Origin of the sequence: Planococcus halocryophilus, from assembly GCF_022489025.1 — a bacterium.
GTDB lineage: Bacteria > Bacillota > Bacilli > Bacillales_A > Planococcaceae > Planococcus > Planococcus halocryophilus_A.
Window position 1 is genome coordinate 1 of the sequence record NZ_JAKVTG010000019.1, and the last position, 22689, is coordinate 22689.

Here is a 22689-nt window from a genome sequence, read left to right on the forward strand (position 1 = left end):
TTCTCTGCGCTCTCGCGTTGTGTAGCGTTGTGATGCGTTCATTTCAATTCCTTCTTTCGTTTAGTTGTTTCCGTGGCGTTTGTGTCTCTGCTTATTTTTGCGCATTCAAAAAAGCCTAGCGCTATTGCGCCGGGCTCTTCCGTTTAATGCCTTTATATACGAAGTCCTTCAAAGGTGCTTTAGGTCTACACTAATCACAAACTTATTTACCCCTTCAATATATAGTACGACTAAAGCCCCTAATTATAACCCTCAAAACTAAAAAGGTACTAAAGAATTTTACTCCTTCATAATATAGTACGACTAAAGACCCTTTTGGACTACACGATTTTCAAAATAGCCTAAATAAATTTATCCCTTCAATATATAGTACGACTAAAGACCACAAATACAGGGTCTATACGCAAATATCTTAAATAAATATAATCAACCGCCCATCTGACGCTATAACATTATGCAAAAAGCCGCCTCTGCATCTTAAAGCGCAATCACTTCGCTATTGAAGCGCAATCAACTACGAGAAAAGCCGCTTATGTTAACGCTTTAGCGCTTTAATGCGTTGAATTATCACTATATGAATTAAGACGCCTTTCTGCGCTCCTCCATTATGGAGCCTCGCTTATGCTAATGCTATTGCGTAGCAGTGTTACGGCATGTTATCTAAACGGAAATCTTCCGCAAACTCGATGCTATTGCGCTGGCTTTCGGTATTGTGAGGGCTCCGAAAGGCTTACGCAATGATTCCGAATAGGTTCCGAATTTACTAGGTAGCGCGTTCATGACGTATGGGCCTCGGAAATCCTCAAGGAAGCGTGTTTTCTGCGGAGCTTTGACGTTGAGAAAGGCGCGTGCTTATTCGTTTAGTTCCGCTTTATCCTAAGACTGCGCCTAACGGCTTGTCTGCACTCGCGCGGCTCGTGCCCCTACGTGTTTATATACTTCTTGCGTAAATAATACCTTTGCAATGATAGATATTATAGGTACGCATGAGCTTTAGCGAATGCAGGCAAGGCTTTAGCCGCCGCCTAAGGCTCTGCCGCTTTGCGTAGCCCTTTATAGATACGACTGATATAGATAGACCAGCTTTTTTTAAATGCCTTAAATTATGCAATAATATCGTATAAAAAACCATATATAGTTATATAAAATGCATAAATAGTCTATATATTGTATATTTACGCGTTTTTATCTTTTTCGAAAGTGTTCCCTAAAAGCATGGTATCTAGCCAGTTTTGTTCCCTAAAAGCATGCTACTTTAATTAAATATATTCGGAAACCGAAGTAATTATATATAAAAAAACGGCAAAAAGCCGAATCTCTCCGCTTTCTACCGCTCCGCTTGCGTATGAATCCGCTTGCCTCACTCATAATTTAAAGTCGCGCAACGTCTCCGCTATCTCGTCATTGCGTATACCGATATACCGCTTAGTAGTCGCTTGGCTATCGTGATTAAATATCTCCATTAGCGTTGCTACATCGTGAGTACGTTTGTAATAGTGATAACCGAATGTCTTACGCAATGTATGAGTACCTATATCCTTGCGCCCTATAAGCTCTGCCGCCGCCGCGAGAATACGATAAGCCTGTGTAGTGCTGATATGACTTGGCTTAGCATTAGCGCCGCCTTTGCGCGAAGAGAATAGATACTCTTGCGAAGGCTCTAACGCATCTACATAGTCGGCAATATCCGCCATCAATGCGGAAAGATGTACTGTACGCATCTTTTCCGTCTTGCCTTCACGTATCACGAATGAGGAGCGGCCTTTTACGTCCTCTATCCGCATCTTGACTATATCGCCAATGCGGAGCCCCGTATTAATTCCGATATTGAACAGTAGCAAATTCCTCGCCGCCATTGCCGCACTCTTTGCCGATACTTTTATCGCATCCCTAAACTCTGCAATCTCTGCCGCCGTTCTCAAGGGTTGAACGTCTACCGTCATATCTTTCTTTGCCAATGTATTCGCCATGTTTGCCTCCACCCTTTCGTGTATGGTATTACGTATATACCTAAATTAGCATACATTCAAATGTAATACAATAATATAATACCGAATCTATGCGTTTCTTTACGTATCCTTTTACATAAAAGCATACATTCATTTAACGCAAAAAGAAAAGCAAGAACGATGTTAGCCGCTCCTGCTCCGATTGCTTCTTCTCTTTCGCGCATGGTTTCCGCTTCACTAATTTGAGCGGCATACCCCCCGGGGGCTATCGCATACCCCTACGCCGTCTGCCGGGTGCACCGAAATTGCCTACAAAATTTTAAATCCGTAAGCATTTACAAATAATCGCGCAAGTTCTCCGCAACATCCTCTTTATCTAAATACAGATAACGCGTAGTCACTTCAATATCGCCGTGCCCTAATGCCTTCGATATAAGCGCAATATGTGCGCCCTTATCCAGTAAGCTCTTTGCGAAACCGCGCCGCAATGCTTGAGGATTAATATTCTTTAAACCGTATTCGCGCGCATACTTGTTAAGCCGCTTCTGTATATTGTTATTCGTAGGGCTCGACGCAATACTTCCGCCATACTTCGTAATAAATACGAGACTATTGCTAACGCCGTAATGCCTCCGCACTTGCTCATTCTGTTGCAATAGTACCTCAAGCATGCGCGCGAGCTCGTCGCTAATCGGCAAGAACATCTGCTGATGATTCTTAAGCAGACTGCCGCCAACCTTTAAGAGTTTTTGCGGTATATCTATATGGCTTGCATCCAATTGTGCAACCGTGCTCACGCGTAAGCCGGTCTGACTCATTAAGAGTATTGCCGTAGCATCCCGAAACTGTACAAAGTCGCTTAAATCGAGTATTTGCAGTAGCATCGCAATATCTTTAGCAGAAGAGCCCTGTTTAACGGCACTATCAACGCGTATAACGATTGCGCGCCAAAAGTTCGACTGCAACCAACCCGAATCGAAACAACGCCCTAGAAAGGCTTTGAGGCACTTTAAGCGCGTGAGCTTCGTTTGATTGCTTACGTTCATGCTCGCAAGCCAATCGTATATATGCGATGCTTCTAGCTCTTCTAACGTCTCCGCCCCTGTAATTTCCGCAAAGTGTTTAACATGTAACGTATAATCACTTATCGTGCGCGGTCGATAGCCGGTAGTCTTCATATTTCGCGTAACGACTTCGAGCGCCTTTAGGAGCGGCACCCCTCCGCTCTTCTTCGGTTCCTCTTGCTTCTTCGCAAACATTCCGTTTAAATCGCCTTGTACCGTGAAAGCTGAATTTTTTTTCGTCATAACAAAAAAGCCTCCTAATGCGTCTGATTTACGGCTGAAATTCGGATGGTGACCGATTCAGTGACCGTTTCATTAGACGCCTTAGAAGGCTGTTCCGACGCTGTTTAAGCGCTATTCCTATAATGTCCCAGGAGGGATTCGAACCCCCGACCGACGCCTTAGAAGGGCGTTGCTCTATCCAGCTGAGCTACTGAGACGAAAGCTTTCTTAAAGTCTAGACGGTGGCGCCGGCTTTCGCTGACGGCTTTGCTTTTCTATTGAAAGACAATTTTAATTATAGAAATGATTTAAAGAAAAGTCAACGCTATTTTAAAAAAACATTAAAATAAATTTTCAATGGCTTAGTTTTGTTCACTCAACCAATTCGGCATACTGTGTTTAAGTTCACGTAACGCATTGCCGCGATGTGAAATTGCTGCTTTTTCATGCGGCAATAGCTCAGCCATAGCTTTTTCTAGGTTCGGCACATAAAAAATCGGATCGTAACCAAATCCATTTTCGCCCTGACGTGTATCTAGAATTCTACCTTCGCATGACCCTGAGAAAGTTTGCGTTTGTTGTCCTGGAGCTGCGACTGCTAGCACGCATCGGAAACGGGCTGTGCGTTCGTTTTCTGCCACGCTAGCTAATTTCTCAAGCACTTTATCGATATTCGCATTGTCGCTCTTTTCGCCACCTGCATAACGCGCAGAGTATACACCTGGTTCACCGTTTAACGCATCAATTTCCAAACCGCTATCGTCAGAAATAACCGGGATGTTCAACTCTTTTGATACCGCTTCTGCTTTTAAGATGGCGTTTTCTTCAAATGTTACACCGGTTTCTTCCACGTCCATATCTTGTGCCACATCCAAAAGCGTTAATACTTCATACCCTAGTGGTGCAAGTAGCGCTTCAAAATCTTTCGCTTTTCCTTTATTTTGAGTTGCAATTACTATTCGTTTCATAGTTCTGCTGGCACCCTTTCGCCAATTCGTTCAGCTAGTTCACCTAATGCATCTTGTTGCATCGCAATCAATTGACGAATTCCAGCTTCTCCAAGGTCCAGTAACTCGTTCAACTGAGCACGTGTAAAGGTTGATTCTTCACCTGTGCCTTGCAGTTCAACAAAATGGCCTGCACCGGTCATCACTAAGTTCATATCTACTTCCGCACTTGAATCTTCAACATAATTCAAATCTAGAATCGGTCCATTTTCAGCAGTAACACCTACACTTGTAGCCGCAAGAAAATCCGTTACTGGAAATTCTGTTAGTTCAAGCTTACCAATAGCCATTGTCATTGCTATAAAGGCACCTGTAATAGATGCTGTACGAGTTCCACCATCTGCTTGGATGACGTCGCAATCTATCCATAGCGTACGTTCGCCTAGTTTCTCTAAATCAACGACCGCGCGCAATGCACGACCGATTAAGCGCTGAATTTCCATTGTACGTCCACCGATTTTACCCGCAGAAGCTTCGCGGCGATTCCGGCTATTTGTCGCACGTGGTAACATAGAATATTCTGCTGTGATCCAGCCTTTTCCTTGGCCACGTAAAAAACCTGGAACTTTTTCTTCAATGGTTGCCGTACAAATTACTTTTGTTTGGCCCACTGTGATTAATACCGAACCTTCTGGGTGAATCAAGTATTCAACGTCCACAGTTATGGGACGCAATTCGTTTGTTTGTCTATTATCTATGCGTGTCATTAAAATCCTCCTTAATATATGCTCAATAGCTTACCATATTTCGAACATAACGACAAAAACCTGACAGCGTTAGCTATCAGGTTTTTGGAAATCGGATTGAATGAATGATCGGCTCTTCAATCTCCAACCATTTTCGAACAATCGAGCTAAAGATTTGGGTAGACCCAGATGTATAAAAACGGTGTACTGGAGGTTTTTCTCGTTTGGCAAATTGATTTTTGTAGTTTAAGTAACGTTCAACATCTTTCGCTGTTTCTTCTGCTGACGAAAGAACATGGACAGTATCTCCAAGCACTTCTTCGATAAAACCTTGTAGTAAAGGATAATGGGTACAGCCTAAAATGGCCGTATCAAATTCTTCATAAGCGATAGTTGCCAATGTTTCTTGAACAATCCGATGCGCAAATTCCCCTTCGTATTCATCACTTTCTACAAGAGGGACAAATCGCGGACATGCAAGCTGAACCACATGAGCTGAAGATACTAACGACAAGATGGCTTTTTCATAAGCTCCACTTTTTACCGTTCCTGATGTACCTAACACAGCTATTTTATTGGTTGTAGAAGATTTAACCGCAGCGCGGGCTCCCGGAAAAATAACACCGATTACTGGAATCGGCAAGTTTTTTTGTAGAGAGTATAAAGCAGCTGCTGTTGCCGTATTGCAGGCGATGACCAACATTTTTATGTTTTTTTTCATCAATGCATTCGCCATTTGCCACGTATAAGTCCGAACTTCTGATAGCGGACGCGGACCGTATGGACAACGCGCATTATCACCAATATAACAAATTTGCTCATTCGGCAATAGCCTCATAATTTCTTTTGCGACAGTGAGTCCTCCGACTCCCGAATCAATTACTCCAATTGGCGCATTCAACGTCATCGCCTCTATCCTATTTCATGTTTGTGTGCAGTTTTTCAAGTAATGCTGCAAATTGCTCTGATTCATCTTCAGTAAAATCTTCTAATACCGTATTCAAGTATTCACGACGCTTTTGAATCACTTCTTCAATTACCCGTTCGCCTTCTTTTAACAATTTAATCCGGACAACACGACGATCTTGTTCTTCTCGTATACGGACGACCATCTCATTTTTCTCCATACGATCAACCAAGTCAGTTGTGGTGCTGAACGCTAAGAACATTTTGTTCGACAAATCACCGATTGTCATATCTCCGTGTTCGAACAGCCATTGCAAGGCAACAAATTGAGGCGGTGTAATCGTATAGGAATTTAATATCTCTCGCCCTTTTTGCTTAATAATGCCCGAAATATAACGCAATTCTTTTTCCATAAATGCGATGCGTTCTAAATCATGTTTTGTTTCTTTGTAATCTTCTTTCATAACTAGTTACCACTCCTCAAAAACCCTATCGTATTTCTATAGTGCAGGTTTTTTATCGATATAGCAAGAGCTCCTTATTTTTTTGCAACAGCTAATTGTTGCGATTGAAGCATTTCAATTTCTTCTTTTGTCCACGGATAGCCTTTATTTGTTTGCTTAGAAATTTGGACAATCGCTCCTCTACCGGTAAAACAAGTTTCTCCTTTTTCATTGACTGTCCAATAATGAACATCGACAGAAGAAGTGCCAATACGCGCGATTTTAACATGAACATCTAATTTTTCATCAAAAAAGACTTGCTGCACAAAATCCACTTGCATATCTGCCACCACCGGAAACAACTCATTTCCTGCTTTGAGCCAGCGCTGCATCAAGCCCATCTCTTTCATAAATTCAATCCGTGCAAATTCAAAATAAGCGATTGGCACTGTATTGTTCACATGACCAAACATATCCGTTTCAGAAAAACGCACTTGAACGGGTGCAGAAAAGAAAAAATCTTGCTTCCACTCTTCGAAATTTTCAATGTAATTTGCTTTCATGACGACCTCCAGAAAATTGACTTGTCGATTCAGCAAAATTCACGCGAGAACGCGTAGCTGATTTGAGAATTCCACTAAAATTTCTATCGTACTTGAATTATATATTTCATTTGATTAGTATATCAAAAACTTTAGAAAAGAGCAGGCGTTTTTATTAGACAAAAAGAAAAACCCCGCCTCAGCGGGGTTTTTACTAAATACTAGTCAACCATTCTGTCACTTCCGAAGAAGTTACGGAACATTTGAACTGTTGTATCGCGGTTCAATGCTGCGATTGAAGTTGTTAAAGGAATTCCTTTTGGACAAGATTCAACACAGTTTTGAGAGTTACCGCAGCTTGCTAATCCACCTTCACCCATGATCGCGTTCAAACGAGCATCGCGATTCATAGCACCAGTTGGATGCGCGTTCATCAAACGAACTTGTGAAAGTGGTGCAGCTCCGATAAAGTCAGATTTATCGTTGACGTTCGGGCATGCTTCAAGACATACACCACAAGTCATACATTTAGAAAGTTCATAAGCCCATTGGCGTTTACGCTCAGGCATACGTGGTCCTTCTCCAAGATCATGCGTACCATCGATTGGCACCCACGCTTTTACTTTCTTCAATGAGTCGAACATACGGCTGCGGTCTATGATCAGGTCACGGACAACAGGGAATGTTTTCATCGGCTGAAGGCGGATTGGCTGTTCTAGTTGATCAACTAAAGCCGTACACGATTGACGCGCTTTGCCGTTGATGACCATAGAGCATGCCCCACAAACTTCTTCAAGACAGTTCATGTCCCAAGTTACAGGCGTGGTTTTTTTCCCGTCCATGTTGACAGGGTTACGACGAATTTCCATTAATGCCGAAATGACATTCATGTTCATCTTATATGGCAATTCGAACTTTTCCCAATACGAATTTTCATCCGTAGAGTTTCTGCGTTCGATTTCAAATATTACCGTTTTTGCTGCTTCACCCATGGTAAATTAGCTCCCTTCATAATTATGCTTTTGCTGAATAATCACGTTTACGCGGTGGAATCAACGATGTATCGACTTCTTCGTAATGGAAGATAGGTGCATCAAAGCCATTAAATTTAGCCATTGTCGTTTTCATGAATTCCTCATCGTTACGTTCCGGGAAATCCGGTTTGTAATGAGCTCCGCGACTTTCGTTACGGTTAAGCGCTCCGATTGTGATTACACGAGCTAAATGAAGCATATTGCGCAATTGACGCGTGAACATTGCGCCTTGGTTACTCCAAAGTTGCGTATCCGTAATGCTGATATGGTTAAAACGCTCAAGAAGTTCTTGGAGTTTTTCATCCGTCTTCTGCAAGCGATCGTTATAGCGTACCACTGTTACATTATCCGTCATCCACTCGCCAAGTTCTTTATGAAGAACATAAGCGTTTTCTGTTCCGTCTAATGCTAAGATTTCTTCCCATTTACGTTTTTCTTCTGCTTCGTGCTGATCAAAAATCGTTGAAGGAAGATCTTCCGCTAAGACATCAAGGCCTTTCGCATAGTCAAGCGCATTTGGTCCTGCAACCATCCCGCCGTAGATAGCTGAAAGCAATGAGTTTGCGCCTAAACGGTTACCTCCGTGCTGAGAATAATCACATTCACCTGCTGCTAAAACACCAGGAATGCTTGTCATTTGGTGATCATCAACCCATAGTCCACCCATTGAATAATGAACAGCTGGGAAAATTTTCATTGGTACTTTACGTGGGTCATCACCTGTAAACTTCTCATAGATTTCGATGATTCCGCCAAGTTTAATATCAAGCTCTTTAGGGTCTTTGTGTGAAAGATCCAAATAAACCATGTTCTCGCCATTAATACCGAGTTTTTGGTTAACGCAAACATCAAAAATTTCGCGTGTTGCAATATCACGCGGAACTAAGTTTCCGTAAGCAGGGTATTTTTCTTCAAGGAAATACCAAGGCTTGCCGTCTTTATAAGTCCAAATACGTCCGCCTTCTCCACGAGCCGATTCTGACATTAAGCGCAGTTTATCGTCTCCAGGAATCGCTGTTGGGTGAATTTGGATAAATTCGCCGTTTGCGTAGTATGCGCCTTGTTGATAAACGATAGAAGCCGCAGAACCTGTGTTTATAACAGAGTTCGTCGATTTCCCGAAAATAATTCCCGGACCACCAGTTGCCATAATGATAGCATCTGCGCGGAACGATTTAATTTCCATTGTCGTCATATTTTGAGCTGTGATTCCTTTACCTACGCCCTGTTCGTCAAGAACAAGTCCAAGGAATTCCCAGCCTTCATATTTCGTGATAAGTCCGGCTACTTCGTAGCGACGAACTTGCTCATCTAGTGCATATAATAATTGCTGACCAGTAGTTGCACCGGCAAACGCTGTTCTATGGTACATTGTACCACCAAAACGACGGAAATCTAAAAGACCTTCCGGCGTACGGTTGAACATAACGCCCATACGATCGAACATACGGATAATTCCAGGTGCTGCATCTGCCATTGCTTTCACGGGACGTTGATTCGCTAGGAAATCGCCTCCGTAGACCGTGTCATCAAAGTGGATATCTGGGGAATCCCCTTCACCTTTTGTATTGACCGCTCCGTTGATCCCGCCTTGTGCACATACTGAGTGGGACCGTTTAACGGGAACGATTGAAAATAAATCAGCGGGAGAGCCTGCTTCTGCAACTTTAATTGCTGCCATTAAACCAGCAAGGCCGCCTCCGACGATAGAAATTTTGCCCTTCGCCATGTTAGTATTCACTCCTCTTTTAGTTCACCAATGATTGAAACATTCTTAAACGAACGCAAACAATGCTCTGATACCAATTACCGATAACACAATAAATACTAGAAGTGTGAAATAAGTTGCATATTTTTGTGCTGCTGCAGATTGTGTAATTCCCCAAGTAACAAGGAAAGACCAAAGTCCGTTTGATAAGTGGAAAGTTGCTGACAACACACCAATAATATAGAATGCTAACATCCATGGATTACTTAAGATGTTCTCCATCATGTTAAAATCTGCTTCAGCTGCATTTCCAATTGCCACTTGGAATCTTGTTTCAAAGACGTGCCAAGCGATAAAGACTACTAGGAAGACGCCTGTATAACGTTGTGCAATAAATAACATATTGCGCATATAGCTATAATGTCCAGGATTGTTCTTCGCAGTAAACGCTATGTATAGACCGTAAAACGCATGATACATGAGCGGCAAGTAAATGACAAAGATCTCCAAGAAAATAACAAATGGAAGATTTGCCATGAAATGAGATGCAGTATTAAATGCTTCTTCACCTTGTGTTGCAAAATGGTTGACGATTAAGTGCTGCGTTAAGAATAAACCAATAGGAATAATTCCTAACAATGAGTGCAGCCTGCGCATTAAAAATTCACGATTGTTATCCAAAATTTTACCCCCCTCAAAACTTTAATTGGTAGCGTTCAGAGCAGACGTTTATTGGGAAAGCATCTGAAGCCACGCACCATCATGATACAATAATATGACATATTTATTGTACTCCCCCCCTTTAGGAGCGTCAAGGCAACGAATCTCTTTTAAGCACATAGTTATCACGTCTTTTAGCGGTAATAAACAAGCGATTCCCACTAAATGGTTGTGAAATGTAAACGTTTGAATAGATTTACGATAAAAAGCGATTCTCTAATTGAGAATCGCTTTTTCTGACTAATCTACTGGGTTCACTCATGTCGCGATTGTTATCTAGTTACAGTTGAGAATTTGAACATTTTGTGAATATTTTCACGAACTAGTATTTAAAGAGAACTTTGACGTATCTTCAATCAATTCTTCTTCAGACAAACCATACGCATTATGCAAAGCATTTGCGGATTTCGTCATTTCTATTTCTGGCACTACGACTGAAATTTTAATCTCAGATGTGCTGACCATTTTAACCGGAATTTCTTCGCTTCTTAAAATATCAAACATACGTGCGGCAACTCCTGGGTTTGATACCATGCCTGAACCTACTATTGAAACTTTCGACAATCCAACTTCCACATTCATTGAGAGAAAACCAATTTCCTCTTGGGACTCCGTTAACACACGGCGCGTTTCTTCAAGACTTTCTTGACTGATCGAAAACGAAACTGAAGGCGGGAATTCATCACTGATGCTTTGGACGATGATATCGACGTCAATTTGGTTTTCCGCAAGCTTATTGAAAATATTAGCAAGTGAGCCATTAAAAGGTTTTTTATAAGTTACAGTGACACGCGCGACTCCCGGTTCAAATGCCACACCTCTAACGATTAAGTTTGTTTCCACAGTGATCACCTCTTGTATGATTGTGCCAGGTTCGTCTGAATAACTTGCTCTGACAGATAATGGTACATGATTATTTTTTGCGAATTCTACTGCACGGGGATGCAACACACCCGCTCCGAGATTAGCTAATTCTAACATTTCGTCATAAGAAATTTGCTGAAGTTTCCGTGCGCCCGTAACATATCTTGGATCAGACGTATAAACACCATTAACGTCTGTATAAATTTCACATTTCTCTGCTTTTAATGCGGCTGCAAGTGCCACAGCTGTTGTATCTGACCCACCTCTACCTAGAGTGGTAATATTGCCGATTTTATCTACTCCTTGGAATCCTGCGACGACACAAAAATAGCCGTTTTCCAATACACGTTCGAGGCGTTCTGTATGAATCTGCTCAATGCGCGCATTGCGCGGAACCGATTCGGTTTCGATTCCCGCTTGCCAGCCGGTAAATGATAAAGCTTCATGACCTAATTTTTTAAAAGCCATCGCCAGTAAAGAAATGGTTACTTGCTCTCCTGTAGCTAATAGCATATCCATTTCACGCTTTGGTGGCTCTGAAGAAATTTCTCCAGCTAATCCAAGCAACGTGTCTGTCGTTTTGCCCATCGCCGAAACGACAATAACGACACGCTTGCCTTTCTCTTTTTCACGAATTGCTCTTTTTGCCACACCAATAATTTTTTCCGGTGTTGCAACAGATGTACCACCAAACTTCATAACGATTGTTTCCATTCCATCCACTCCCACATTTAGTATGTGGCCCTCAAAATGACTAGCGATTTACCTACTAGACACAAAAAGAGGCAGCTCACCGCAAACGCGGCAAACTACCTCTTTTATCATGTACGAAAAACGTCCATGTGAGATAGCCCTCCAGAGATTGACTCTGACAGCCCTGCACTTCTTAAATGCAGAACCAGCATGCGCAATAGCAGTAAAACGCACACTTCGGCGATCGCCCCTTTCACCATCCATCTCAGATTCTGCAAATCTCCGAATGCTTACTATTGACGTTCGCGCCTCTATCATCACTTTTCCAAGTGATTTAATTATTCACTACAATACCACGTTATGATTCACTTGGCAATGTATCTTCTGCAAAATGCTTTTCGATGGACTGTGCCAAAGCTTCAGGCATTCCTGCTTCTTTAATTTCTTCTACGGACGCTTCTTTAATTTTTTTGACAGATCCAAAATGTTTCAATAATTGCTGTTTACGTTTTGGACCTACTCCTTGTAGCCCATCAAGTGCAGATTGAATTGAATTTTTGCCCCGCAATTGACGGTGGAACGTAATAACAAATCGGTGGACTTCGTCTTGGACTCGTTGCAACAAGTAAAAAGCTTCACTAGTCCGTTTAAGCGGCACAATTTCAGCCGGTGAACCGTATAGCAATTGTGAAGTTTGATGCTTAGCGTCTTTTGCAAGACCTGCAATAGGGATCGACAAGCCAAGTTCGTCTTCTAAAATTTCACGCGCCGACTCCATTTGCCCTTTTCCTCCATCGATGACAATCAAATCTGGCAAAGGCAAACCATCTTTTAATACACGTGAATAACGCCGACGAATCACTTCACGCATCGCCGCGTAATCATCAGGCTTTGATGCATTGCGTGTTTTGTATTTACGATAGTCTTTTTTAGATGGTTTACCGTCAATAAACGTAATCATCGCGGAAACAGCATCAGCACCTTGAATATGCGAGTTATCAAAAGCTTCGATACGTAAAGGCGTTTCGATATTCATCGCTTCTCCTAAATCTACACAGGCACCAATTGTTCGTTCTTCTTGACGTTCTAACAGCTGAAATTTTTCTTTGATCGCCACTTCGGCATTTTTTTTCGCTAATGCCACTAATTCTTTTTTCTTGCCACGTTGTGGAACAAGTACACGGACACCGAGCCACTCTTTCAACATATCCGGATCATCCGCCTCCGGAATTAGAATTTCACTCGGTTTCACATGGTTGGCTTTTTCGTAAAATTGACCAAGAAAAGTTAAAAACTCTTCTTCCGGGTCACGGTAAAGCGGGAATAGCGAGACGTCGCGTTCGATCAATTTACCTTGACGGACAAAAAAGACTTGTACGCACATCCACCCTTTATCAACTGCATACGCAAAAACATCACGATTGGTAAAATCGTTCATCGCCATTTTTTGTTTTTCCATAACAGTTTCAATCATATTGATTTGATCACGGTATTCTTTCGCACGTTCAAATTCCAGATTTTCTGCCGCTTCAGACATTTTTTCGACCAATTGCTCTTTTACTTCACGGAATCCACCATTCAAGAACTTCGTAATTCCATCAATCAATTCTTGATAGGTCTCTTTTTCAACTGGTTTTACACATGGTGCTAAACATTGCCCCAAATGGTAGTACAAGCATACGCGATCTGGCATGGTATGACATTTACGTAATGGGTATAACCGGTCTAATAACTTTTTCGTTTCTGCCGCTGCGTATGCGTTGGGATAAGGTCCAAAGTATTTACCCTTGTCTTTCTTCACTTGTCTTGTCGTAATCAGTTTGGGATGACGTTCTCCTGTAATTTTCAAATAAGGATAGCTTTTATCATCTTTTAACATTATATTGTATTTCGGATCGTATTTTTTGATCAAGTTCAATTCTAGAATTAGCGCTTCTTTATCAGAAGACGTAATAATGTATTCAAAATCGACAATTTCGTTAACCAACCGCTGCGTTTTTGTATCGTGGCTGCCTGTAAAATAAGAGCGTACACGATTTTTTAACACCTTTGCTTTCCCGACGTAAATAACCGTATTTTGACGATCTTTCATCAAATAACAGCCGGGCTGGTCAGGCAATATTGCCAATTTATGTCGAATCAATTCGTTTGCCATGTTTATCACCCTATTAAAAAACCGGGTACCATCACTGGACCCGGTTAAGAATTATGCGTGTTTTTCAACCAATTCAGCTAATGCTTCTTTTGGTCGGAAACCAACTACTTTATCAACTGTTTCGCCGTCTTTCAACAATAGTAAAGTTGGAATTGACATAATGCCATAGTTTCCAGCTGTTTCTTGGTTTTGATCGACATCAACTTTTACGATTTTTACTTTATCGCTCATTTCAGCGTCTAATTCTTCTAGCACAGGAGCGATCATTTTACATGGTCCGCACCAAGTTGCCCAAAAATCTACTAAAACGAGTCCTTCTGATACTTCTTGTGAAAAGTTCTGATCTGTACCGTGTACAATTGCCATGAATAATTCCTCCTTATGATTAACCAAACTATATACAGAGTATAGCATGTGCCAAAAACACTAGCTATTTTTTTGCCTACTCTTTTATTACCCTCATTTAGTTCGATTAAACGGCGGGATTTTGGTTTTACACGCCGATAAAATCGATAAACAAAAACAGGTAGAGAAAGTTACGTAACTTTCTCTACCTGTTTAAATTTGATTTACATCACTTTTTTAAACTCTTCTGTTAACATCGGGATGACTTCGAACAAGTCACCAACGATTCCATAGTCTGCAACTTTAAAGATATTTGCTTCTGGGTCTTTGTTGATAGCTACGATAACTTTTGAGTTAGACATACCCGCCATATGCTGGATTGCTCCAGAAATACCAGCTGCGATATACAAGTCAGGCGTTACGACTTTACCTGTTTGGCCAATTTGTAGTGAATAATCGCAATAATCCGCGTCACATGCCCCGCGAGATGCACCAACAGCACCACCAAGAAGATTTGCAAGTTCTTGTAAAGGTTCGAATCCTTCCGTACTCTTCACACCACGACCTCCAGCTACGATTACTTTCGCTTCCGAAAGATCGACACCTTCAGTTGATTTGCGGACAACGTTTTTAATAATTGTGCGCAAGTTTGTGATATCAACAGATAGAGAACTTACATCACCAGAGCGCTCTTGTCTTTCAAGAGGTGCAATATTGTTCGCACGTACTGTAATAAAGTCAATGCCATCTTTTAGTTTTACCTTCTCGAATGCTTTACCAGAGAAGATTGGGCGAATAAATACGGCATCGTCGCCTTCACCTTCAATGTCCGTTACATCTGAAATTAATCCAGCTTGTAATTTAGAAGCAATTTTTGGTGCCAAGTCTTTACCAACTGATGTGTGACCAAAAACAAGTCCTTCTGGGCTTTCTTGTTCAACGACTGCCATGAATGCTTGACCATAGCCATCAGATGTATATGATTTCAAATGTGGATGTTCAACTGTAACAACACGATCAGCCCCGTACGCAACTAACTCAGCGCCGAAGTCTGCAACCGCATCCCCAATTAAAACACCTACTACTTCGCCGCCGCCAGAAATTTTCTTAGCAGCTGCAATTGCTTCAAATGAAACATTACGTAAAGCGCCTTCGCGCGTTTCGCCTAAAACTAATACTTTCTTCGCCATAGTCCGTTTACCCCCTAAGTAGATGTGAAAACTGTTCCTGATTTTACGAGATAGAAATTCATAGTAATCATGAATTGATTTTTAAAATTTATAGTGAATCTTTAAGAGATTTGAAATTTATTAAATAACTTTCGCTTCGTTACGTAGTAAGCTAACTAGTTCTGTTACTTGGTTTGAAAGATCGCCTTCAAGAATACGGCCAGCTGCTTTTTTCGGTGGCAAGTAAATTTCGATTGTTTCTGTTTTCGCTTCTACATCGTCTTCTTCGATATCTAAATCATCCAATTCCAATTCTTCAAGCGGTTTTTTCTTCGCTTTCATGATTCCTGGAAGTGATGGATAGCGCGGCTCGTTTAAGCCTTGTTGAGCTGTTACTAGAAGAGGTAGTGAAGTTTCTAACTCTTCTGCATCGCCTTCGATATCACGGATAATCGATACTTTTTCGCCCTCAATGCTTAAGCTAGTAATCGTCGTCACATAATTGATGCCTAGTAAATCTGCAACACGTGGTCCAACTTGTCCAGATCCACCATCAATTGCTACGTTACCTGCTAAAATCAAATCTGCTTTTTTGTCTTTCAAATATTCAGCCAGTATGTATGCAGAAGTAAATTGATCCATTTCTTCAACATCGTCTTCTGTATTGATTAATACGGCTTTGTCAGCTCCCATTGCTAGTGCTGTGCGAAGCTGTTTCTCTGCTTCATCATTACCGATTGTAATTACTGTGACTTCTCCGCCATGTGCATCGCGGACAGTTATTGCTTCTTCAATTGCGTACTCATCATATGGATTAATGATGAATTCCGCACCATCTTCCTGGATTTTCCCACCTGAAACAACGATTTTCTCTTCTGTGTCAAACGTACGTTTTACTAATACATAAATGTTCATGAACGTAAACCTCCCAAGTATTATTTCCCTTTAAATTGTGCTTCACGTTTTTCCAGAAATGCCTGGATTCCTTCTTTAGCATCTTCTGAAACAAATACCGTTCCAAAAGACTGCGCTTCTGCATCTACACCTTCATAATAAGATGCAGGTTTTGAATACTGCAACATTTGAATTGCCGCTTTAACAGAAACCGGACTTTTCTTTGCAATTTTCCGCGCAATTGTAAGCGTTTCCGAAAGTAGGTCTTCTTCTGAATATGCACGGTTAGCTAAGCCATATTGCGCAGCTTCTGTTCCAGTGATTGGATCACTCGTCAATAACATTTCAGCTGCTTTCGCTGCGCCTACATATCTCGGCAATCGCTGTGTTCCAGCAAAACCGGGAATCAACCCTAGTTGAAGCTCCGGTAATCCTAGTTTAGCATTTTCAGTGACAAATCGCATGTGACAACTCATTGCCAATTCCAATCCACCACCTAAAGCTGCCCCATGAATTGCCGCTATGACTGGCTTATGGAAAGTTTCAACTCGCTCAAAAACTTCCTGGCCACTCGCTGACAATTTCGAAAATTCTTCTCCTGAAGAAACTTGAGTAAACTCTTTAATGTCTGCTCCTGCAGAAAAGAACCTTCCTTCTCCGTGCAAGACAATCACGCGAACTTCATCATCATTCTCCACTTGGTTTAACAATTCATCAACTTCTAAAATAAGCGAACGCGATAGCGCATTTGCCGGTGGACGATTGATCGTCGCAATAGCTACACCATCTTCTTTTTTCCAACTAATAAATTCCATCTAATGAGCCCCTTTCTTTAAGCTTGCATACCTTTAAGCAGCAAACGTTGAACTTGTGGTGCGAGGTCAACTAAATTGTATTTATGTTCATTCATGACCCAAGTTGTAATGGTCTCATCCATTGTACCAAAAACCATCTGTCTAGCTAAACGAATATCCATTTCTTTATCAAATGCTCCGTCATCCATACCTTGAATCAGAATTTTATCCATCAATTTTAAATACTCCCGAAGCACATTATTTATTTTTGTACGAAGTTCAGAATTTGATTGACGCAATTCTAATTGCGTCACAATCGCCAAGTGGATATCGCTTGCTAACAAGTCAAAATGACTTTCGATCATTAATCCTAACTTTGTTGAAGCACTCAAGTCACGTGCGATAATTTGTTCGAGTTTATCAACAAAAACGCCCATCTTTTCTTGAAATACAGAAATCAAAATGTCTTCCTTGTTTTCAAAATACAAATAAATGGTTCCGTCAGCTACTCCTGCTTGTTTAGCTATTTTCGAAACTTGCGCTTGATGATAGCCATTTTCAGCAATCACAATAACTGCCGCATCTATAATTTGCTTATATTTCGGCTTATTTCTTTTCTCCACTACGTCACCACCCAAAAAAATATGAAAATATGAATGGCGATTCATTCATATTTTCATATTATAGTGTATTTTATAAAGTGTCAAGTTTTATAAGCTTTTACGTGTAAGGCTATTACAGGCTGTTTATGACGGTACCGCTTCGTTTTGTTTAGCAACTTCTTCATCCACTAACGAACGGCGTAGAATTTTACCAATTGCTGTTTTCGGTAATTCTTTGCGGAACTCGTATACGCGCGGCACTTTAAATGAAGCTAGCTGCTCCCGACAATACGCATTAAGTTCTTCTTCTGTTACAGTATACCCTTCTTTCAACACGATGTAAGCTTTTACTGTTTCGCCGCGATATGGATCTGGAATTCCGGCTACCACACATTCTTGCACAGCTTCGTGTTCATATAAAACTTCTTCAATTTCGCGTGGATAAATATTAAAACCACCTGCGATAATCATGTCTTTTTTACGATCGACGATAAAGAAATGTCCTTCGTCATCCATATATCCAAGATCTCCAGTGAGTAACCAGCCGTCAACGATGGTAGCAGCCGTTTCTTCAGGTTTGTTCCAATACCCCTTCATCACTTGAGGCCCTTGAATTGCAATTTCACCAATTTCACCATTTGGAATCGGAGTTGTGGTGCCTGTTTGGAAAATCTTACAATCTGTATCCGGGTAGGGTATTCCAACAGAACCTTTTATCCGCTCTCCCCAAACTAAATTAGAATGCGTAACTGGAGAAGTCTCTGTTAATCCATAACCTTCAACTAACTTCCCGCCCGTTAATGCTTCAAACTTTTCTTGTACTTCTGCAGGTAGTGGTGCAGAACCACTCATACAAGCTTCTATAGAAGATAAGTCGTATTTCGCAATATCAGGGTGACTCATCAATCCAATATACAATGTTGGTGCACCTGGGAACAAAGTAGGTTTTTGCTTATTAATCGTTTTCAATGCCGTTTCAGGATCAAATTTTGGTAAGAGAACCATTTTATTTCCTAGCATAACAGAAAGGATCAATACCGTCGTTAAGCCATATACGTGGAATAACGGGATAATGCCCATAATGGTTTCTTCGCCTTTTTTGCATTTATACAGCCAGCTATCACACATTGTCGCATTCGAGATCAAGTTTTTATGCGTCAACATGACTCCTTTTGGAGAACCGGTTGTTCCTCCTGTATATTGAAGCAAAGCTAAATCTTCTTCAAAATCAAAAGGGGTTTCCACAACAGTTGGTTGAGCCGTTTTCATGATTTCAGTGAACAAGTGATTAATGCCTCTATGCTCAACTTTAACCGTCATGCCGTATTGCTTTTTCTGGATAAACGGATAAACAAGATTTTTAGGGAATGTCAAATAATCTTTAATCCCTGTCACAATGACATTTTCCAATTGGGTTTCTTTTATTGCTTTCGAAATTCTTGGGAACAAAATATCTAAGCTGATAATCGCTTTTGCTCCAGAATCATTCATTTGATAGACGATTTCACGTTCTGTATAAAGGGGATTTGTCATAACGACAATACCACCAGCATACAATATACCGTAAAAGCTAATCACTGCTTGTGGACAGTTTGGCAACATAATTGAAACTCGGTCACCTTTTTTAATGCCAAGCTTTTGTAGATAGTTGGCGAACTTCATAGAAGACTGATACAGTTCTTCGTAAGAAAGTTCTTTCCCCATAAAGTGAACTGCTACTTTTTGCGGGTATTTTTTGTAAGCCTGTGTCAAATATTCTTGTACAGGCATACTTGGATAGGTCAGCGTATGGGGCACTTCTGGTGGATAATGCGCGAGCCAAGGCTTTTCAGTCATTCTTTTGACCTCCTAATTTATGATAGAATCGTGCGAATATTCCTATTTTTCATTATAGAGAAGAATGACACCGCTTACAACTTTATTTCTTTAAGCTAGAAAAAATACTTACCGGCATATAAAAAAGCCAGCTAAAAAGCTGGCTTCGATCATTATAAAAGAAACAAGAAAATAACTCCTACAATCATAAAGATTGCACAAAAAACAAACAAAATTTTTATGAGATTTTCCACAACGTCCAACTCCTATTGAATACTAGCGCCTATCACAAACGACAAGCCGACAGAAATAGTCAGAGAAATAAATCCAACTGAGCGATTATCTCGTTCAATTTCGTCATCTACTTTAAACTTCGGTGTCAAAAACTCAAACAAAATATAAGCAAAGATTAGCAAAGTAAAACCGTATAATCCCCACGCAACCATTTCAAACAATGAATTATGTTGTTCAATTGAAAAACGAAAAATATTGGTTACTCCAAATATTTTCCCGCCAGTAGCCATCGCTACCGCTAGGTTTCCTTTTTTAATTTGTTCCCAGTTATTGTACTTTGTCACCATTTCAAAAATTACCATAGCAACGATTAAACACAATACAACTACACTAAAATAGCCAGCTGACTCGACTAAAGGGTGTGTCCAAAATCCTGTTTCTGTCATTTCTTATACTCCTCTTCGGAAACTTACTTTAATTCAGCGACAGTGACACCAGAGCCGCCTTCTCCTGCTTCACCAAAACGATAGCTTTTCACGCGTGGATGCTTTTTCAAATATTGCTGAACACCTTGGCGCAAGGCACCTGTTCCTTTTCCGTGAATAATCGATACTTGGTGGTAATTTGATAATAACGCATCGTCTAAGTATTTTTCAACACGCGCCAATGCGTCTTCGTATCGTTCACCACGTAAATCAAGTTCCATTTTCACGTGACTATCACGGTCTTTCAACGTCGCCATAGTCCGCGTTTCTTTTTGCTTTTCTGGTTTTGTGAAAGACAAATCAGATTCTGGTAATTTCATTTTCAAAATACCAATTTGAACAATCCATTCATTTTTAGATACTTTTTCAACCAAAGTTCCTTTTTGCCCAAAAGAAATAACTTTAACTTCATCATTCGGCTGCAAAGGTTTCGCTGCGTTATCTTTTGCGGCTTTTTTCAAAATACGATTTTGAGGCATAGCGTCTTCTAATCGTTTTTTAGCATTAATCAATTCATGTTCTTTGACTGATGAACCTTGATTAAGTTGCATTTTGCGCAATTCCGATATAACAGATTCTGCTTCTGCTCTAGCTTCATCTACGATTTTCCGCGCTTTTTCTTTTGCTTTTTCTTCTCTTTGTTCTTTTTGTTTTTCATACTCTTCTAGCTGCTGAGCCAATTCTCTTTTCAATTGTTCAGATTCTGACAACACTTCTTGAGTACGTTCCGCATCTTGTTCTGCTTCCCGGCGGCTCTTTTCAAGTGAAGCAATCATGGAATCGACCGCTTTGCTATCGGTTCCTGTAAAGCTTTTCGCATGGCTAATAATATGCTCTGGCAATCCAAGACGCTTAGAAATTTCAAATGCATTGCTTCGTCCTGGCACACCTATCAATAATCGGTAAGTCGGACTTAATGTTTCCACGTCAAATTCCACACTTGCGTTCGCAACACCTGGACGGTTAAATCCATATGCTTTTAGTTCAGGATAATGTGTTGTTGCGATAACACGCGCACCTCTGCCGTGAACTTCATCTAACAATGAAATTGCGAGTGCGGCACCTTCTTGAGGGTCTGTACCCGCTCCAAGTTCATCAAAAATGACAAGTGAATTTTCATCAAACTTTGTTAATATATCTACTATATTGACCATATGAGAAGAAAACGTACTCAAACTTTGCTCAATCGACTGTTCATCACCGATATCTGCAAATATTTGATCGAATACTGCAAGTTCAGAGCCATCAAGTGCTGGAACTGGTAAACCAGATTGTGCCATTAATGTCGCAAGGCCTACTGTTTTCAATGTTACCGTCTTACCACCTGTGTTCGGTCCAGTAATAACAATTGCCGTAATCTCTCGACCAAATTCAATATCGTTTGGCACCACTTCATCTTTTGCAATCATCGGATGGCGTGCTTTTTTCAAGTTTATATAGCCTTCTGTATTCATTGTTGGTTTGGTGCCTCTTTGCGCCGAACCATATTTTGCTTTTGCTAAGATTAAGTCGATTTCCCCAAGCACATCTACTAATACGAAGAGCTCGTGAGCAACTTCTTGCACTTGCGCTGACAGCATCAATAAAATACGATCAATTTCTTCTTTTTCTTTCATTTTCAAACGACGGACTTCGTTATTAGCTTGTACGACAGAATCGGGTTCGATAAACAAGGTTTGCCCAGACGAAGATTGGTCATGAACAATGCCGCCGTAATGGCTGCGGTATTCTTGTTTAACCGGAATAACAAAACGGTCATTCCGAATTGTCACAATCGAATCCGACAACATTTTCGATGCATTTTTGCCACGAACCAAACTTTCTAATCGTTCACGAACGCGGCTCTCCTGTGTGCGTAACTGTTGTCGTATCGAGCGCAACTCTGTACTGGCACTGTCCAAAACACCGCCATTGTCGTCAATACAAACGTTAATAGCATGTTCGAGTGCTGTTAAAATTGGCATTGATTCTTTTTTCTCTAAAAAATGAGGAATTTGTACAACGCCTTCTTCTTGAATCGTTTCAAAAAACTGACGCAAAATACGGCTTGCCCGAACAGTCGATGAAACTTCCATTAATTCCATCGGACTTAGGCTACCCCCAATTTGCGCTCTTCTCGCTTGAAGGCGAATATCAAAAATACCGCCCATTGGGACATTGTTTTTCACTCGCAATACTTGTGCGCCTTCGTCCATTTGCTCTAACAGTCGATTGACTTCATTGATATCCGTAGACGGTAGTAAATTATCTACGTGTGCTTTTCCGAGTGACGATGTGCAAAACCTCGCTACTTGGTCTCGGATTTTATAAAACTCAAGTGTTCTTAATGCGCGTTCTGCGATCATTTAAGAACCTCCT

The 22689-nt window shown here is 40.9% G+C and carries 20 protein-coding genes, 1 tRNA gene and 1 riboswitch; all 21 genes read right to left on the reverse strand.

Translation table 11 applies throughout. The features are described 5' to 3' along the window. Positions 1-1364: 1364 nt before the first annotated feature. Complete coding sequence (locus tag MLE13_RS15925; RefSeq protein ID WP_346429180.1) at positions 1365-1970, reverse strand: tyrosine-type recombinase/integrase; 606 nt, start codon at positions 1968-1970, stop codon at positions 1365-1367. A gap of 314 nt (positions 1971-2284) precedes the next feature. Then, on the reverse strand, positions 2285-3256 hold the full coding sequence (locus MLE13_RS15930; RefSeq protein ID WP_240750705.1) for a tyrosine-type recombinase/integrase: 972 nt from the start codon (positions 3254-3256) through the stop codon (positions 2285-2287). A gap of 123 nt (positions 3257-3379) precedes the next feature. Continuing rightward, positions 3380-3453: transfer RNA gene (locus MLE13_RS15935), tRNA-Arg, on the reverse strand. Positions 3454-3597: 144 nt separating this feature from the next. Beyond that, positions 3598-4203, reverse strand: coding sequence for an XTP/dITP diphosphatase (locus MLE13_RS15940; RefSeq protein WP_240750706.1), 606 nt, complete (start codon positions 4201-4203; stop codon positions 3598-3600). Next, positions 4200-4949, reverse strand: a complete 750-nt coding sequence (gene rph, locus MLE13_RS15945) for a ribonuclease PH (RefSeq protein WP_240750707.1) — start codon at positions 4947-4949, stop codon at positions 4200-4202. The genes MLE13_RS15940 and rph overlap by 4 nt, the downstream gene beginning before the upstream one ends. Positions 4950-5025: 76 nt before the next feature. Continuing rightward, entirely contained in the window at positions 5026-5829 is an 804-nt protein-coding gene (gene racE / locus MLE13_RS15950; RefSeq protein WP_240750776.1) for a glutamate racemase, read from the reverse strand. Positions 5830-5845: 16 nt separating this feature from the next. After that, positions 5846-6298 carry a MarR family winged helix-turn-helix transcriptional regulator gene (locus MLE13_RS15955; RefSeq protein WP_240750708.1) on the reverse strand — a complete coding sequence of 151 codons (453 nt, stop codon included), beginning with the start codon at positions 6296-6298 and terminating at the stop codon, positions 5846-5848. Between the two features lie 74 nt (positions 6299-6372). Next, positions 6373-6840, reverse strand: coding sequence for an acyl-CoA thioesterase (locus MLE13_RS15960; RefSeq protein ID WP_240750709.1), 468 nt, complete (start codon positions 6838-6840; stop codon positions 6373-6375). A 200-nt stretch (positions 6841-7040) separates the two neighbouring features. Then, entirely contained in the window at positions 7041-7811 is a 771-nt protein-coding gene (gene sdhB / locus MLE13_RS15965; protein ID WP_240750710.1) for a succinate dehydrogenase iron-sulfur subunit, read from the reverse strand. Positions 7812-7833: 22 nt separating this feature from the next. Next, entirely contained in the window at positions 7834-9582 is a 1749-nt protein-coding gene (gene sdhA, locus MLE13_RS15970; RefSeq protein ID WP_240750711.1) for a succinate dehydrogenase flavoprotein subunit, read from the reverse strand. Positions 9583-9627: 45 nt separating this feature from the next. Continuing rightward, positions 9628-10242, reverse strand: coding sequence for a succinate dehydrogenase cytochrome b558 subunit (locus MLE13_RS15975; RefSeq protein WP_240750713.1), 615 nt, complete (start codon positions 10240-10242; stop codon positions 9628-9630). Between the two features lie 354 nt (positions 10243-10596). Further along, complete coding sequence (locus MLE13_RS15980) at positions 10597-11859, reverse strand: aspartate kinase (RefSeq protein WP_240750715.1); 1263 nt, start codon at positions 11857-11859, stop codon at positions 10597-10599. A 126-nt stretch (positions 11860-11985) separates the two neighbouring features. Then, positions 11986-12160, reverse strand: a riboswitch (Lysine riboswitch). A gap of 36 nt (positions 12161-12196) precedes the next feature. Continuing rightward, the gene (uvrC, locus tag MLE13_RS15985) at positions 12197-13993 is read right to left on the reverse strand and encodes an excinuclease ABC subunit UvrC (RefSeq protein WP_240750717.1); all 1797 of its coding nucleotides are present in this window, start codon (positions 13991-13993) and stop codon (positions 12197-12199) included. A 51-nt stretch (positions 13994-14044) separates the two neighbouring features. Then, complete coding sequence (gene trxA, locus MLE13_RS15990) at positions 14045-14359, reverse strand: thioredoxin (protein ID WP_215098855.1); 315 nt, start codon at positions 14357-14359, stop codon at positions 14045-14047. Positions 14360-14562: 203 nt separating this feature from the next. Further along, positions 14563-15528, reverse strand: a complete 966-nt coding sequence (locus tag MLE13_RS15995; protein WP_240750719.1) for an electron transfer flavoprotein subunit alpha/FixB family protein — start codon at positions 15526-15528, stop codon at positions 14563-14565. 120 nt (positions 15529-15648) lie between these two features. Next, the gene (locus MLE13_RS16000; RefSeq protein ID WP_240750721.1) at positions 15649-16422 is read right to left on the reverse strand and encodes an electron transfer flavoprotein subunit beta/FixA family protein; all 774 of its coding nucleotides are present in this window, start codon (positions 16420-16422) and stop codon (positions 15649-15651) included. Positions 16423-16442: 20 nt separating this feature from the next. Next, positions 16443-17216 (reverse strand): enoyl-CoA hydratase, encoded by a 774-nt coding sequence (locus MLE13_RS16005; RefSeq protein ID WP_240750722.1) that lies wholly within the window; start codon positions 17214-17216, stop codon positions 16443-16445. Positions 17217-17233: 17 nt separating this feature from the next. Continuing rightward, positions 17234-17818, reverse strand: coding sequence for a TetR/AcrR family transcriptional regulator (locus MLE13_RS16010; RefSeq protein ID WP_430905221.1), 585 nt, complete (start codon positions 17816-17818; stop codon positions 17234-17236). Positions 17819-17941: 123 nt separating this feature from the next. Continuing rightward, positions 17942-19633 (reverse strand): AMP-binding protein, encoded by a 1692-nt coding sequence (locus MLE13_RS16015; RefSeq protein WP_240750726.1) that lies wholly within the window; start codon positions 19631-19633, stop codon positions 17942-17944. 245 nt (positions 19634-19878) lie between these two features. Next, complete coding sequence (locus MLE13_RS16020; RefSeq protein WP_240750728.1) at positions 19879-20292, reverse strand: DUF350 domain-containing protein; 414 nt, start codon at positions 20290-20292, stop codon at positions 19879-19881. A gap of 23 nt (positions 20293-20315) precedes the next feature. Then, the gene (locus tag MLE13_RS16025) at positions 20316-22676 is read right to left on the reverse strand and encodes an endonuclease MutS2 (protein WP_240750729.1); all 2361 of its coding nucleotides are present in this window, start codon (positions 22674-22676) and stop codon (positions 20316-20318) included. Positions 22677-22689: the final 13 nt, after the last annotated feature.

Coding starts and splice junctions, on each gene's coding strand:
- MLE13_RS15925 (WP_346429180.1), bottom strand. CDS start 1,970: ATGGCGAATACATTGGCAAAGAAAGATATGACGGTAGACGTTCAACCC.
- MLE13_RS15930 (WP_240750705.1), bottom strand. CDS start 3,256: ATGACGAAAAAAAATTCAGCTTTCACGGTACAAGGCGATTTAAACGGA.
- MLE13_RS15940 (WP_240750706.1), bottom strand. CDS start 4,203: ATGAAACGAATAGTAATTGCAACTCAAAATAAAGGAAAAGCGAAAGAT.
- rph (WP_240750707.1), bottom strand. CDS start 4,949: ATGACACGCATAGATAATAGACAAACAAACGAATTGCGTCCCATAACT.
- MLE13_RS15955 (WP_240750708.1), bottom strand. CDS start 6,298: ATGAAAGAAGATTACAAAGAAACAAAACATGATTTAGAACGCATCGCA.
- MLE13_RS15960 (WP_240750709.1), bottom strand. CDS start 6,840: ATGAAAGCAAATTACATTGAAAATTTCGAAGAGTGGAAGCAAGATTTT.
- sdhB (WP_240750710.1), bottom strand. CDS start 7,811: ATGGGTGAAGCAGCAAAAACGGTAATATTTGAAATCGAACGCAGAAAC.
- sdhA (WP_240750711.1), bottom strand. CDS start 9,582: ATGGCGAAGGGCAAAATTTCTATCGTCGGAGGCGGCCTTGCTGGTTTA.
- MLE13_RS15980 (WP_240750715.1), bottom strand. CDS start 11,859: ATGGAAACAATCGTTATGAAGTTTGGTGGTACATCTGTTGCAACACCG.
- uvrC (WP_240750717.1), bottom strand. CDS start 13,993: ATGGCAAACGAATTGATTCGACATAAATTGGCAATATTGCCTGACCAG.
- trxA (WP_215098855.1), bottom strand. CDS start 14,359: ATGGCAATTGTACACGGTACAGATCAGAACTTTTCACAAGAAGTATCA.
- MLE13_RS15995 (WP_240750719.1), bottom strand. CDS start 15,528: ATGGCGAAGAAAGTATTAGTTTTAGGCGAAACGCGCGAAGGCGCTTTA.
- MLE13_RS16000 (WP_240750721.1), bottom strand. CDS start 16,422: ATGAACATTTATGTATTAGTAAAACGTACGTTTGACACAGAAGAGAAA.
- MLE13_RS16005 (WP_240750722.1), bottom strand. CDS start 17,216: ATGGAATTTATTAGTTGGAAAAAAGAAGATGGTGTAGCTATTGCGACG.
- MLE13_RS16015 (WP_240750726.1), bottom strand. CDS start 19,633: ATGACTGAAAAGCCTTGGCTCGCGCATTATCCACCAGAAGTGCCCCAT.
- MLE13_RS16020 (WP_240750728.1), bottom strand. CDS start 20,292: ATGACAGAAACAGGATTTTGGACACACCCTTTAGTCGAGTCAGCTGGC.
- MLE13_RS16025 (WP_240750729.1), bottom strand. CDS start 22,676: ATGATCGCAGAACGCGCATTAAGAACACTTGAGTTTTATAAAATCCGA.